This window comes from Paenibacillus sp. FSL F4-0100 (assembly GCF_037993005.1).
Classification (GTDB): Bacteria; Bacillota; Bacilli; order Paenibacillales; family Paenibacillaceae; genus Paenibacillus_AQ.
On the sequence record NZ_CP150303.1, the window covers coordinates 7,361,830 to 7,375,720 of the forward strand.

Annotated in this window: 11 protein-coding genes; 3 read left to right on the top strand and 8 right to left on the bottom strand. The window is 52.2% G+C overall.

The window, feature by feature from the left end; translation table 11 throughout:
* Positions 1 to 80: 80 nt before the first annotated feature.
* From MHH48_RS33420 to uxaC, 3 genes are all read right to left on the bottom strand, one after another.
* Complete coding sequence (locus tag MHH48_RS33420) at positions 81 to 1,823, bottom strand: sensor histidine kinase (RefSeq protein ID WP_076323809.1); 1,743 nt, start codon at positions 1,821 to 1,823, stop codon at positions 81 to 83.
* A complete protein-coding gene (locus MHH48_RS33425) occupies positions 1,820 to 3,430 on the bottom strand; it encodes a response regulator transcription factor (RefSeq protein WP_076323808.1) in 1,611 nt (536 codons plus the stop codon). Before MHH48_RS33425 ends, MHH48_RS33420 begins: the two co-directional genes overlap by 4 nt.
* A gap of 113 nt (positions 3,431 to 3,543) precedes the next feature.
* Positions 3,544 to 4,947 (bottom strand): glucuronate isomerase, encoded by a 1,404-nt coding sequence (gene uxaC / locus MHH48_RS33430; protein ID WP_076323807.1) that lies wholly within the window; start codon positions 4,945 to 4,947, stop codon positions 3,544 to 3,546.
* 87 nt (positions 4,948 to 5,034) lie between these two features.
* Here uxaC and MHH48_RS33435 point away from each other — a divergent pair, with 87 nt between their 5' ends.
* From MHH48_RS33435 to MHH48_RS33445, 3 genes are all read left to right on the top strand, one after another.
* Positions 5,035 to 5,712 carry a GntR family transcriptional regulator gene (locus MHH48_RS33435; protein WP_076323806.1) on the top strand — a complete coding sequence of 226 codons (678 nt, stop codon included), beginning with the start codon at positions 5,035 to 5,037 and terminating at the stop codon, positions 5,710 to 5,712.
* 123 nt (positions 5,713 to 5,835) lie between these two features.
* Entirely contained in the window at positions 5,836 to 6,933 is a 1,098-nt protein-coding gene (uxuA, locus tag MHH48_RS33440; protein WP_076323805.1) for a mannonate dehydratase, read from the top strand.
* A complete protein-coding gene (locus MHH48_RS33445; RefSeq protein WP_076323804.1) occupies positions 6,930 to 7,865 on the top strand; it encodes an SDR family oxidoreductase in 936 nt (311 codons plus the stop codon). The genes uxuA and MHH48_RS33445 overlap by 4 nt, the downstream gene beginning before the upstream one ends.
* Positions 7,866 to 8,051: 186 nt before the next feature.
* Here MHH48_RS33445 and sigJ read toward each other — a convergent pair whose 3' ends face one another.
* From sigJ to MHH48_RS33470, 5 genes are all read right to left on the bottom strand, one after another.
* On the bottom strand, positions 8,052 to 8,927 hold the full coding sequence (gene sigJ / locus MHH48_RS33450; protein WP_256720648.1) for an RNA polymerase sigma factor SigJ: 876 nt from the start codon (positions 8,925 to 8,927) through the stop codon (positions 8,052 to 8,054).
* Positions 8,902 to 10,203: an FAD-dependent oxidoreductase gene (locus tag MHH48_RS33455; RefSeq protein ID WP_076323803.1), complete on the bottom strand. Its 1,302-nt coding sequence runs from the start codon at positions 10,201 to 10,203 to the stop codon at positions 8,902 to 8,904. The genes sigJ and MHH48_RS33455 overlap by 26 nt, the downstream gene beginning before the upstream one ends.
* Before the next feature lie 190 nt (positions 10,204 to 10,393).
* Complete coding sequence (locus MHH48_RS33460; RefSeq protein WP_076323802.1) at positions 10,394 to 11,710, bottom strand: 6-phospho-beta-glucosidase; 1,317 nt, start codon at positions 11,708 to 11,710, stop codon at positions 10,394 to 10,396.
* 67 nt (positions 11,711 to 11,777) lie between these two features.
* Positions 11,778 to 12,761, bottom strand: coding sequence for a BadF/BadG/BcrA/BcrD ATPase family protein (locus MHH48_RS33465; protein WP_076323801.1), 984 nt, complete (start codon positions 12,759 to 12,761; stop codon positions 11,778 to 11,780).
* 109 nt (positions 12,762 to 12,870) lie between these two features.
* Positions 12,871 to 13,767: an AraC family transcriptional regulator gene (locus MHH48_RS33470; protein WP_076323800.1), complete on the bottom strand. Its 897-nt coding sequence runs from the start codon at positions 13,765 to 13,767 to the stop codon at positions 12,871 to 12,873.
* Positions 13,768 to 13,891: the final 124 nt, after the last annotated feature.

Here is a 13,891-nt window from a genome sequence, read left to right on the forward strand (position 1 = left end):
CAACTGCACCCCTGCCGATTAACGAACAAATCCTGCTTATAGTCACTCCGAACCGGAGTGCCAAGCAGGATTTGCCGACGTTATGTTTCGATGGGGATAGACAGTCTTACCCGGGTACCTTGTCCAAGCGAGCTGTCGATTTCAAACTGGAACCGGCTTCCGTAGTACAGCTTCAGCCGGTAGATCACGTTCTGAATGCCGATCCGCTCGCCCATCTCGTCCTCCGTATCCAGGTAGCGATAGATGCGTTCTACTTGCTCTGCGGACATGCCCGCCCCGTTATCCTGAATGTTGCAGATAAGAGTTTGTCCCTCGCGTGCAATATGAACCTCAATGCGCCCCCCGTGCTTGAGCGGCTCAATGCCATGAATGCTGGCATTCTCCACAAAAGTAACGATGGCCATCTTCGGTATTTGCAGGTGTCCCTCTTCGGCTGGCGCATGTACCGAATAATCGATTTTGTCGCCAAACCGGTATTTCTGGATCTCAAGGAAACAATGGATAAACTCAACTTCTTCCTTGAGCGTCACCATGTCTTTTTTCCAAACTAAAGAATTGCGGAAGATCTTGGCCATATTATGAATGATTTTTGCCGTCTCATCCTCATCCTTCATCAGGCTGCGCATGCGGATGGTCTCCAGGGCGTTAAAGAGAAAGTGCGGATTAATCTGGCTCTGAAGGGCGTTCAATTGCGCGTGCCGCCGCTGCAGCTCCAAATTCTTCTTCTGGATATCCGCCACATACACGTCGTTAATCAAGCTCTTGAGCTGCAGGGTCATCCGGTTGAATTCACCCGTCAGCTGACCGATCTCGTCACGTGCCTCAGCCTCTTGGATCGTGTCGTAATGCTGGTTCTTGACCTTCTTCATATGCTTGAGTATCCGTACCAGACGTACGTTCAGAGAACGGCTAATCCAGACAATCACGAGGGTCGGGAGCAGAAAATTCAGGCAGGTCAGCACAATGACGAACCGCAAGGACTGATGCACGTCGCGCAGCACCACATCCTCCGGCGTCACGGCCATGATCGTCCAAGAGTTCAGATTGTTGGTCGTGAACGTATCGGTATGAAACTCCAGAAAGTTGTCGCCATGCACGATGCCGCTGTACGGTACGGAACCCTGTATGACATCGACTTGCGGATCCGTGGTGTATTCAATATTTCCGGCGCTGCTCAGCAGGTACACTTTGCCCTGTACATTCAGATTGCTCATGATCTGCCGGATCGAGGGCATCCGCATATCGATCTTGAGATACTTGGCATGGTCATCCTGGGAGCTAAAATAATTCATGCTCCGGATGATGCTGAAGCTGTCCAATTGACCGTTCTTGCCCGTACGCATCACGATCGGCTGGGTTACGTTCTTGCCCGCGATCGCCTTGTACCAAGCTTCTTCCTTCACCTGGTCATCGATATAATTAATGCCCCCGGAATACAGCAAGGTTGGATTATCCACATAAACCGTAATCTCGCTCACCGAATTGTACACAGCACTGCCTGAATTCAAAATGCGGCGGAGATAGGTATCATAGGCCTCGATATAATCAGCCGGATGATCGTATACCGTCTCCACGATCTCGTTCAATTGAATGTCCGTGTAGAAGACGGAGGATATCTCCAGCGCGTCCTCGACTTCACGACGGAACTCATTCTTCATCTGCTCAAGCGCCACCGTTATATCCTGGATCCGCTGCTCCCTCACGCTGCCGGATGTCACGTTGTAGAAGATGAGATTGGTGACCAGGATGGGCAAAAATACGGCCAGGAAATACATTAGCAGCATCTTGTCCCGCAGACGGACGTTATTGAGGCTTGGTTTCATCGATCCGTCCCTTCGGACGCAGCCTCCTTCATCAAGCGGCTCCGGTACTCGCTTGGCGTCATTCGCTCCAACTTCTCGAATTGCGTAACGAAATAGTCCGGGTTGCCGAAGCCGACCCGTTCCGCCACCTCATAGATGCGCAGATCCGTCTGGCGCAGCAATCGCTTCGCTTCGTTCACGCGCAGCTGCAGCAGGAAATCATTAAAGTACATGCCATATGCTTTTTTGAAGAGCTGTCCCAGATAAACAGGGTTCATATAGAACTTCCCTGCGATGCCCTTCAGGCTGATATTCTCATGATAATGGGTTTCGATATACGCCTTAATCTTCTGAATTCCGCCCTTGTGCTGCTCCTTGCGAAGACGAGCAATATAGTTTGCGCTCTCAATCGCAAAATCCGTAAACAGCCGCATCAGCCCCTGAAGCGACAGGTTACGGTCATGCCACTCGGTCATCGGTTCTAGGCTGGATATTTGATTCTGATCCCCATCCATACTGCTAAGCACCCGGACCACGCCTAGCACGCATTGGTTGATTGCCGTCTTCACCGCTTCGGGAGCGTACAGCTTCTCCCGGAAGGATTCGAACAGCAAACGAATCGTCACTTCCAGCTTCTCGAAGTGCAGCTCCTCGATCTGCTCCAGAAGCTGCTGGTAAAGCCCCTCTTCCAGCCCGATGTAGTGAAGGGTATGCTGGGAGGCCTCCTCATGGATCACAATGCCACTCTCATCATAAATGTACTTGTACAGGAGTGATTCTTTGGCTGTTTCGTAAGCCTTCTGAATGTGGGACAGTTGCATAACCGGTTGACCGAAGTAAACAAAGACTCGTTCGTCGTCCGAGTCGGCAAGCGATTGCTGAATGCGTCTGGCAAATCCCCGCTGACACCCTTGGAACGAGTGCAGGATGCTGCCCGGGACGATGATGCCGATTCGACTGCGGTGCTCATGCAGGTAAAAGGGCTGTTCTCCACTCGAGATCGCTAGGAGAGTCGCTTCCACCCTGTCCTTGAATTCTGCTCTGCCACCGTCATTGTCGTTCGCCCTCGAAGCCAGCGGGTGGTCATTCCGCTCGACAAAGACGTAGAACAGATGACCCTCCGGCTGGAGCTCAAGGCGTTGCTCCCATTCCTGCAGCAGCGCCTCATCGGCTTCCCCTATAATGAGTGATTCCATCAAGGCTCCGGACATCAGCCTCTCTTCTCTCATGCGGGCCTCGCGGTCTAACTCCAGCCGTTCGCTGAGCCGAACCAGCGCATGGCTGAACTCCGTCTCGTCAATCGGTTTCAGAATGAAATCATGCACGCCATAGCGGACAGCCTGCTGTGCATAGTTGAAATCATCGTATCCGCTTACAATAATGAAATACGGCTTCACGATGTCCTTCATGACGACATGCCTGATCAGCTCGAGTCCATCCAGCACCGGCATGCGGATATCGGTGATGACCACATCCGGCTGTAGCCGTTCAATCAGTTCCAGCGCATCTTCCCCGTTGTCCGCCTCATCCACAATTTGGAAGCCGCAGGCTTCCCAATCAATCAGCTTCAGAAGCCCTTTGCGCGTAAACACCTCGTCATCCACCAATATCGCCCGGTTCCATTGCACGGTATGTCCCCCCTCACCTGTTCATGCACATCTTCCTGTTACATATCTTCTATCCGACTAACAGCAAACGCTTTCATATAGTAAGTCCATTGTTCATGCTCCGCACGGAATTGTCAATGGATTTGAAAATAGCGCTCAGCATTGCGGTAGCAAATATCCTGGATAATGGCACCGATATATTCATAATCGGCGGGCAATTCCCCTTCCCTGATCCAGTCCCCGAACAGGCGGCACAGCACTCTGCGGAAATATTCATGCCTCGGGAACGACATAAAGCTCCTGGAATCGGTCAGCATGCCCACAAAGGTGCTGATCAGCCCCATGGAAGACAACGCGGTGAGCTGCTTCAGCATCCCTTCCTTCTGATCGTGGAACCACCAAGCGGAACCAAGCTGAAGCTTGCCCTCAACGCCAGCCGACTGGAAATTCCCGATCGTGGTGGCAATCATTTCGTAATGAGAAGAATATAGGCTGTACACAATGGTTTTCGGCAGCTGATCGTTCCTATCGAGCCTGCTCAGAAATCCGTTCAGGCTTTCCGCCAGATGGAAATCAAGAATCGAGTCATACCCGCTGTCCTTGCCGATCTTCGCGAACATGCGCGCATTATTGTTCCGAATCGCCCCAATGTGCAGCTGCATGGTCCAGCCCTTGGCGTGATACATTTCCCCAAGCTTGAGCAGGGTGTAGGTGCGATATTTCCGTTCCTCAAGCGGTGTGATGCTGCCCCCACTAATCGCTTTGCTGTAAATGTCCGCAACCTCTTGTTCATCGACTTGTTCGCAAGGAAACGCGCCGAAGCCGTGATCCGACAGGCGGCAGCCATGATCGTGGAAATATTGAATCCGTTCTTGCAGTGCATCCAGCAACCCTTGATAAGTATCCACAGCTAAACTGGCCGTCGTTCCTATAGTCTCAACATAAGAAGTGAAGTCGGGGTGCGTGAGATCCAGGACCCGATCCGGACGGAATGCAGGGGCAACGACGGTGGACAGCTCCCCATGATTGCGAATGGCGCGATGAAACTCCAACGAATCGACGGGATCATCTGTCGTGCAGGCCACTTTGACCTTGAACTTTTCCAGAATTCCGCCTGCCCGCAAGGCAGGAGCCTTCAACTGCTCATTGCAAGCTCCCCAGATCTCCTTGGCATTCTCCGCGGTCAAACGCTCTTGAATTCCGAAATAGCGGGTCAACTCCAGATGGGTCCAGTGATAAAGCGGATTGCCGACCAATCGCGGAACGCATTCCGCCCAGGCCATGAACTTCGCTTCAGGACTGGCGCTGCCTGTAATCAACTCTTCGTCGACGCCGAGCCAGCGCATCGCCCTCCATTTGTAATGGTCCCCCTCCAGCCATAGCTCCGTCAGGTTATCGAACTGGCGGTTGATGGCGATATCCTTCGGGTTTAAATGATTGTGGTAATCGAATATCGGCATCCCTTCCGCATAATCATAAAAAAGTTTCTTTGCGCTGTTGCTGTTCAGCAGCAGATTTTCCGTATCCAAACGGCTCATGTGATTCCCCTCCGATTCTTATTTCGATTTTCAGTTCCATACTACCATACAAGTATGGTAGTATGGAATACATTAGGAGGTGATGCAGTGGTAGAATCTTTGCGATTACAGCCAGGATCGGCCGGAAATATCGTGTACTCCCGGCTTAAACAGCAGATTGTCAGTCTAGAGCTGCCGCCGGGAACGGCTCTATCCGAGAAGGAGGTTTCCCTTTCGTTCGAGGTCAGCCGGACGCCAGTTCGGGAAAGCTTTGTCCGTTTGGCCCAGGAGGACCTTGTGGTTGTGCTTCCCCAGCGCGGCACACGTGTTTCGCTCATCGATTCGGAGCTGGTCGAGGAAGCGCGTTTCATGCGCGAACAGCTGGAGAAAGCCGTGGTCCGGCTTGCCTGCGAAAGCTTTCCCGAGGATAAACTCGCCGAGCTGGAGCAAAATCTGTCCGAGCAAAGCGAGAGCATCGAGAAGCATGACGGTAAGCACATGTTTGAGCTGGATGAGGCCTTTCACCGTATTTTGTTCGAAGGCTGCCGTAAGGTCGGCACATGGAACGTGCTGCAGCAGATGAACGCTCATCTAAACCGGAGCCGGATGTTATGGCTGTCCGCCGATCCGAATTGGACCAACCTGTACGAGCAGCATCGGGAGATCGCGGAGGCGATTGCACGCCATGACGCCGATCATGCCGAACGAGAAATGCAGGCGCATCTGAGCCTGATCATCTCCAATCTGGCCGTGCTGAAAGAGAAGCATCCCGATTATTTTAAATAGGCCTATGCCAGTGGATAGACTTTAACCGACTCGCAGGCTTCCATCTTGGCAGTGCACTCGTAACTTGCAAAATTCCCAGCAGCTTTGCGTTAACTCCTTAAACTTGTAAAGGCGGTGAAGAAAATGCGCATGGTATTCAGGTGGTTTGGTGAGGGCAACGATACGGTCTCACTGGATCAGATTAGACAAATCCCTGGCGTGGAGGGCATCGTATGGGCACTTCACGATATTCCTGTCGGCGAGGAATGGCCGATGGAGCGGATTGAAGAAGTCGTGGGCCAGGCGAAAGCGTACGGCCTTCATATTGACGTCGTGGAAAGCGTGAATGTGCATGAGGATATCAAACTTGGGCTCCCCTCACGGGATCAGTACATAGCCAACTACATCCGGACGATTGAGAAATTGGGCCAGGTCGGCGTCAAAGTCATCTGCTACAATTTCATGCCGGTATTTGACTGGGCTAGAACCGATCTTCATAAGCAGTCTGCCGATGGATCGACGGCTCTCTTCTTTGAGAAAGCCAAAATCCACGGCACTGATCCGATGGAGCTGGTTCAGACGATCAACCGAAACAGCACGCTTACGATGCCTGGCTGGGAGCCGGAACGTTTGGCCCATCTAACCTCCCTGTTCGAAGCATACCGCGGCGTTACCGAGGACGATCTGTGGCGCAACCTCGAATATTTCTTAAACGCCGTCATCCCGGCTGCCGAGAAGAACGGTATTCGAATGGCCATTCACCCGGATGATCCGCCTTGGCCGATCTTCGGTCTGCCGCGGGTCATTACCAGCCAGGACAATCTGCGGAGATTCCTCAAGCTATATGATAGCCCGGCGAACAGCTTGACCCTGTGCAGTGGATCGCTCGGCGCCAATCCGGACAATGACATCGTCTCCATGATCCATGAGTTCCACGACCGGATTCCTTTCGCACACATCCGGAATGTGCGCGTCTATGAGAATGGCGATTTCATCGAAACGTCCCACCGCACCGAAGACGGTACCGTCGATATTTCCGGCATCGTGCAGACTTATCATGATAACGGTTTCACTGGATATGTAAGGCCCGATCACGGGCGGCATATTTGGGGTGAGCAGTGCCGTCCGGGTTACGGTCTATATGACCGCGCCTTGGGCATTATGTATCTCTGGGGGTTGTGGGACGCTTACAGCCGGGAGCGCGCAGGCAGCGCAGCTCAGTTGAAGGAGGCCGTTCAATGAGTGAGGTAAATAAGCATACAACAGGTACCTCTGAATCCGGATCAAGCGGTGCTTCCTATGCATCCACGCCGCAAGTGACGCCAGCCCTTCCTATCCATCCATCATTAAACGGGAAGACGGTTGTCATTACGGGCGGCTCCGGGGTGCTGTGCCGAGCAATGGCTCTGGAACTGGGTCGGCAAGGCGCCAAGGTCGCCGTCTTGAATCGTACGGCCGAGAAAGGGCAGCAGGTAGCGGACGAAATTACGGCTGCCGGCGGTACAGCGATTGCCGTTCCCTGCGATGTAACGGATGTGGAAAGCGTCCGGCAAGCCGAGAAGGCTGTGCGCGAGTCTTTCGGACCCTGCGATATCCTTATTAACGGAGCCGGCGGCAACCGGAAAGACGCGAATACAACCAACGAGATACTCCGTCCGGAGGATGTGGGGCAGCCGGATCTTACAACCTTCTTCGGGCTAAGTGTGCCTGGCTTCCGCAGCGTATTCGATTTGAACTTCATCGGCACGCTCATACCGACGCAAATTTTTGCGGAAGGGATGCTGGGGTGTCCCGGGGCCGTCGTGCTGAATATCTCGTCCATGAGCGCACCGAGCCCGATGACCAAGGTTCCGGCGTATAGCGCAGCCAAAGCGGCCATCAACAACTTCACGCAGTGGCTGTCCGTTCATCTCGCGGAATCGGGCATTCGCGTGAACGCGATTGCGCCGGGCTTCTTCCTGACCGAGCAGAACCGCAATCTGTTGACTCATAGCGACGGTTCATTAACCGAGCGCTCTCATAAAATCATCTCCCATACCCCCATGAGACGGTTCGGCGTGCCGGAGGATCTGCTGGGCACCCTGCTCTGGCTCGTGGACGATCAGACCTCCGGCTTCGTCACGGGAACGGTAATTCCCGTGGACGGCGGCTTCATGGCTTATTCAGGCGTATAACGGATTACTATGCTGCAGAGCAGCAGCCTGTCAGCCATAAGCTTGACTGGCTGGACCATGATGAGTAAGCAGATGAAATGCTGGAGTGACCTCCGCGAGGAGTATCTCCTGAGAATTCCTCAGCATTATACAGCAGCAGGGCCGACTTAAGATCTTAGATCTTAAACCGGCCCTGTACTTTTTGTATCACGGCAACTGTATATGTCTGAGTTTATCCGGATTTGCCACGGTATACATCGTTTCGATCCGATTGTTTTTAAAAGCAAAAGAATAAATAAATTGGACTCCGTTATCCAACTGGATCCGCATTCCCGGCAGACCATTGACGGTAAGATAAGAGTATACATATTTCCCTTCATACATTTTAAGCAGGTTCAAATGCAATTGGATCACTTTATGGACTCCAACCACAGGAATTTGCGCCGCTCTGACTTTACCGCCGCCATCCGAGTAGAACACAAGGTTCTCGTTTAACAGCAACAACAGCTTATTCGTGTTCCCCTGTAAAAGGGAGTCTACAAATTCCTTGATTTGCTCCTCCGCCACCGAGATCGATGGACTCTGATCAGGAACAAAATGAATGCTGCCCTTAGCACGGCGGAAGATTTGACGACAATTGGCGCTGCTTTTTCCCAGAATTTCAGCTATTTCATCATAGGAATAATGGAAAATCTCACGAAGAAGGAACACGGCTCTTTCCACCGCGTTGAGCTGCTGAAGGAGCAGCAGGTACGCTGTAGAGATGGACTCTTGCTGCTCTACGATATGAGATGGGTCCGTCTCTGACGCCATATTCTCGATCAGGGGTTCTGGCAGCCAAGGGCCGACGTACAGTTCACGTTTTTTGGCAGAAGAGCGCAGCAGATCCAAACAACGATTCGTTACGATTTTGTACAGAAACGCTCTCTCATTGCGAATATCCTCCGGGTGGGGCAATTGGTTATAACTAATGAAAGCCTCCTGCACGATATCTTCCGCATCCATCACACTTCCCAGCATTCGGTAAGCTAACGAGAAAAGAGCGGATCGATAGGTTTTATACAATGACTCTGTGCTCATCATTCGGGATCCTTGCCTCACTTTCAAGCGAGAGTATATGCTGTACAGCCCGTTTGGCGCTTGCGGTTGCAGCATCAACCAAGAGTTCGCCATGCGCTGCCCATTCTCCCGCTACATATAACCCGATGATTTCCGGGACGGCTGGACCCGGGTTCTCTTGGCGGTTCACATGCATAAAATCGTGGCAGACCGTGATGTTAGGAAGGTATTGTTTCTCAACGAGCTCGTTGCGCCAACCCGGCTGCACCAAGTCTAAGGTTTCTTCTAATTCCTGCAAATCCCTTCTTGCATCCTTCTCCTTGCCCTGATACTTCAGCAAGGTTATGACTTGTGCGCCATCTTCACTGAGGTAAGCCGCTCGGGATTGATTCGAGAGAAAGACGGTTTGATCGAGGCCGTACACAAACTGCTGCTTCGGTTCCGGAAGACGACGCAGGGCTACATCCAAGCAAGCCGCTGTCACTTCGACCGCCTGCTCCTTCCAAGTATGAAGGGCAGTTTCTTCTGCATGAGGCACCAGTTCGTGAGCAACAGCTGGCGGTGTGGTAAGAATAATATGGTTTGCTTCTATTTTCATGCCATCCCCGCATAGGACATGCCGTACCCTTCCCTCGTGATGATCAACTGAAATCACTTTATTCTTCGTTACGATTTGAACTCCCTGCTCGAGAGCCTTTTGTTTTAATTCATCGACCATGGCTCCCCAGCCCCGATCCAGATACAGCACCCCCTTCAGCGCGTGCTTAAGCTGCTGCAGTACGGGACCGGCAGCCTGCAGGTCAGGGGCTACCACATAACTCGCTGTACGCAATAGCGAATAAAATAAATTTCGTACCATGGGATCCTGCACGTTACCTTCAATCCATTCGCGCAAACTCATGTTGTCGTACAGCTGCGTATCCAGTTTACCTAATTTCGCAAGCCAGGCACCGAGCTCCATCTTGCCCTTCCAGGTTAATAGTGGGGTAGTGAATAGGGATTTCACGCCCATGGGTAACGGACTTAGTTTCCCTTTCCATATCCCGTACCCGTCAATTGAAGGTTGGCCTCCCGCCAATTGGAGCCCTAATTCGCGAAAGGTTGAAAGGGCATCTCCATGGTATAAGGCATGCCCGCCCAGATTGAAGTAGGCTCCCTTCTTCTTATGGGTCATGGCCCGACCACCTAAACGTTCCTGCTTCTCAACAAGTATCGTTTGCTTCCCGGCTCTTGCCGCATAGATTGCGGCTGTTAAACCGGCTACGCCTCCACCTACAACAGCTACGTCATATTTTAGCATCCGTCATCATCCCTTTCGGTTTTATACGGGTATGACGGGCGAGGATACCCAGATGTGACAGGAATGAAGATCTAATCCGAAAATTCATATCATCCATGATTTCGGAACTCCTACCATAAAGCCCCTCTTCAATACGAAGAGGGGCTGCATGGCTCTATATCATAACCGCACGTTTGAGATTCATTTCGGTTTACTGCACGGTCTCCGCCTTAAAAAAAGCAGGCAAGTACTTTTTGTTCGCCTCCAGCATTTCACCCAGCAGCTGCTTCGCTACACTTACGGAAGGCACCAGCGGATGGTGAACCAGCGCTTGCAGCGCAATTCCGCGATCACCAGTAATGGCCGCTTCAATCGTCAATTGTTCATACACTTTCACCGCATGCATCAGTCCTTTAACATGGGAAGGAACGTTCTGCGGTGTAAGCGGAATCGGCCCTTGGCCCGTTACCACGCAGTTGATCTCGATGCTGGCATCCGCAGGCAGGAAGTCATAGATATTGCCGTTTGCGACATTCAATGTCTGGATATCATGGCGGTCATTGTAGATGGACGTCATCAGGTTAACTGCCGCTTCGGAATAGTAAGCGCCGCCCCGCTGCTCCAGCTGCTTCGGCTTCACGGCCAAATTCTCATCCTTGTAGAGCTCAAACAGCTCCTGCTCAACCCGGCTGACCACATCCGCTCGAGTTCCGTCCTTCTCCAGCGATGCCTTCATATCTGCAAACATCGTATCGGTCATGTAGAAATATTTAAGATAATACGTCGGGATCGCTCCAAGCGAGCGGATAAAGTCCGTATCCCAGCCGAAGGTCGGCACGTTCTTCGCCGTATACGATTTGCCGCCGTCCAGCAGCTCCGGCATCTTCTCGTCCCCGTTAACGATAGCCGACGTCACCCAGTGAAGATGGTTGATCCCGACAAACTCGGCCAGAACGTCCTTCTCCGACACGCCGTACTCGGCCGCCAGGAACTTCTGAAAGTTAATTGGCGAATTGCACAGACCAACGGATTTCACCTTACTGTGCTTTGCAACCGCCTCGGTAACAATGCCCGCCGGATTCGTGAAGTTCAGCATCCATGCATTCGGTGCCAGCTCCTCGATATCACGACAAATGTCCAGAATCACCGGAACCGTGCGCAGCGCCTTCAGCATGCCGCCAGGACCCGTCGTCTCCTGACCGATAACGCCGTGCATAATCGGAATATGCTCATCCTGTTTACGTGCCGCAAGCAAGCCGACACGCATCTGGGTCGTCACAAAATCGGCACCTGCAATCGCTTGTCTGCGATCCAGTGTCAGGTGAACCTCTATCGGCAGGCCCGATTCTTTCACCATGCGTTTCGCTAGATTGCCTACAATCTCCAGCTTATGCTTGCCCTCTTCAATATCAACGAACCATAATTCGCGAATCGGCATTTGCTCATAATTGCGAATGAAACCTTCAACAATTTCCGGGGTATAGGAGGAACCTCCCCCGATGACCGCTATCTTCAATCCTGCTGCCACATTAATCGCCTCCAAGGTATGATATCAATCCGTATTTATCAGGTTCTATATTAAAACGATAAACTGATCAGGCTGTGGTTACCTGCTCAAACGTAAATGCTTTCAGTTTGGCCTCCGCCTGTGCATCAATGGCATGACCGTCGGCATCCATCGCGCAGAGAAGCGCGCCGGAAACCGGATCGGATGTCAGTCTTACACAGCTCGCATGTGGTGCCCGGACCGCAACAATCCGTTCGATCGCATCCGTCAGGATCGAGCTATTCGGCCTGTTCAGCACACTGCCGATATAAACAATGTCAAAGGCTTCATCTGTCATGTCCAGCCGCCGGATCAGCGTACATACCGCATTAGCCAGCTCTTCGCCTTCATTCTCAAGAATTCGGGTTGCCACCTCGTCACCTGCTTCAGCTGCCTGGAACAGCGTCTTCACCAGGCTTGGCGGAACCTTTGTCTTACCGTAGAGGACATCCTCATACATCGGTTCTACGGACGTGTATCCCATCTGCTCCAGTACGAGCGATGTCAATAAGGTTGCCGGGCCCCGATCATCCCAGGCCCGAATGACTGCCCGGAAAGCCAGCGTGGCAAATCCGAAACCGCCCGCGTATCCATCTCCATACAAGAAGCCGAATCCGCCATACTGCAGCTCTTCTCCCGCACGGTTGCGGGCTGCGCTGTTGAAGCCTGTACCGCAGATCAATGCGGCGCCATACGGACGGCTCGTTCCAGCCCTCATCCCGATAATGGTATCGCATGCGATATCGTGCTTAGGATAACCGAGAGCCCCGATCATCGGACGCAGGATCTCGTAATCGGCTTCCCTATCCGCTCCGGCCAAGCCAAAATAAGCATAACTGATATTTTCTTTGGCAACTCCCGCCTCTTGTAAAGCCGCATTACAGGCTTCCTCAATATTACGGGCCGCATGTTCACGGTGAATCTGGTGATTGCCGTTCCCAGATGCTCCCTTGCCGAGAATATTCCCTTGCTCATCGCAGATCACGGCGTGTGTCTTACTACCGCCGGCATCTACACCCAGATACAGACTCATGCATTTCACTCCTACCCGCCATACAGCGGCGTCATGTGGTGGTATATATTTAAGATACCGCTTCCACCAGCATCCATCTACTGCTATACGATCAAGGAGTGATACTATCTTACTGTTTTCTTGGTTTTGAAGTGGAGAGGATTACAGGAGTGCTGGCATAAGCACGCTCCCGAATTTCGCTTGGCGATGCGCCGACATGCTGCTTGAACAGACGATTGAAATTAGACAGATTCCGAAACCCGCAGGATTCCGCAATCTCGATAATCTTCTGGTCCGTCGTCTCTAGCAAGTGCACGGCATGCGTCAACCGCAGCTGGATCAGATAATGGTGCGGTGAAGTGCCGACCGCCTGCTGGAACAGAGAGCTGAACCGGGAAGGGCTCAGATGCGTTAAGTCCGACAGCTCCTGCAGCGTCCAGCTGTAGTCCAGCTGAAGCTCCATCGTGCGCAGGACTTCTTTTAACGCATGCATTCCCCTGCCCTTGATCGGACTGTTCGCTTGAGCCGGAATCGACAGATGACGGTTCGCCAAACTCAGGAATCGAATAAGATCCGAACGGATCAGGCTCATATAAGCGGTTCCTCGGGCCTGATACTCTTCCCTCATGCGCCCCAGCAGGTGAGCCAATTCATCGTGCACGGGGGACTGCCTCTCCATGTTTCCAAGCGAACGGAAGGGAGCCATCAGATCCGGATCGAACTTGAGGTCAATGGATAGCAGCGAAGGCTCGAACATAATGACATCCATCACCAGGTTCTCGGTCTCATACGCCCGGTGAAGATCATTGCTGTTGATGAAAATAATATCTCCCTGCTGAAACGGGAGTTTCATCCCGTTGATCAGAATAAATCCGGTCCCGCTCTGAATATAGTTGAGCTCCAAAGCATGATGCCAATGCAGGCGCTGGGCTCCGGCAAATATGCCGTGCGTGGTCGACGCTGTAAAAGGAAAAGCAGCGTTCGTAAAATCAATAGCATCAGGAACGACACTCTGCGGACGATTCACTAAAAAAGCACCTCCATGCCTTCGTACGTCAACGTGTCAACAATTTAACCTCATCGTAACATGGCGCTTATCATAAGAAAAACGTTTATCGACGTATCTTCTCAGAAGACAAACCGCATATAAC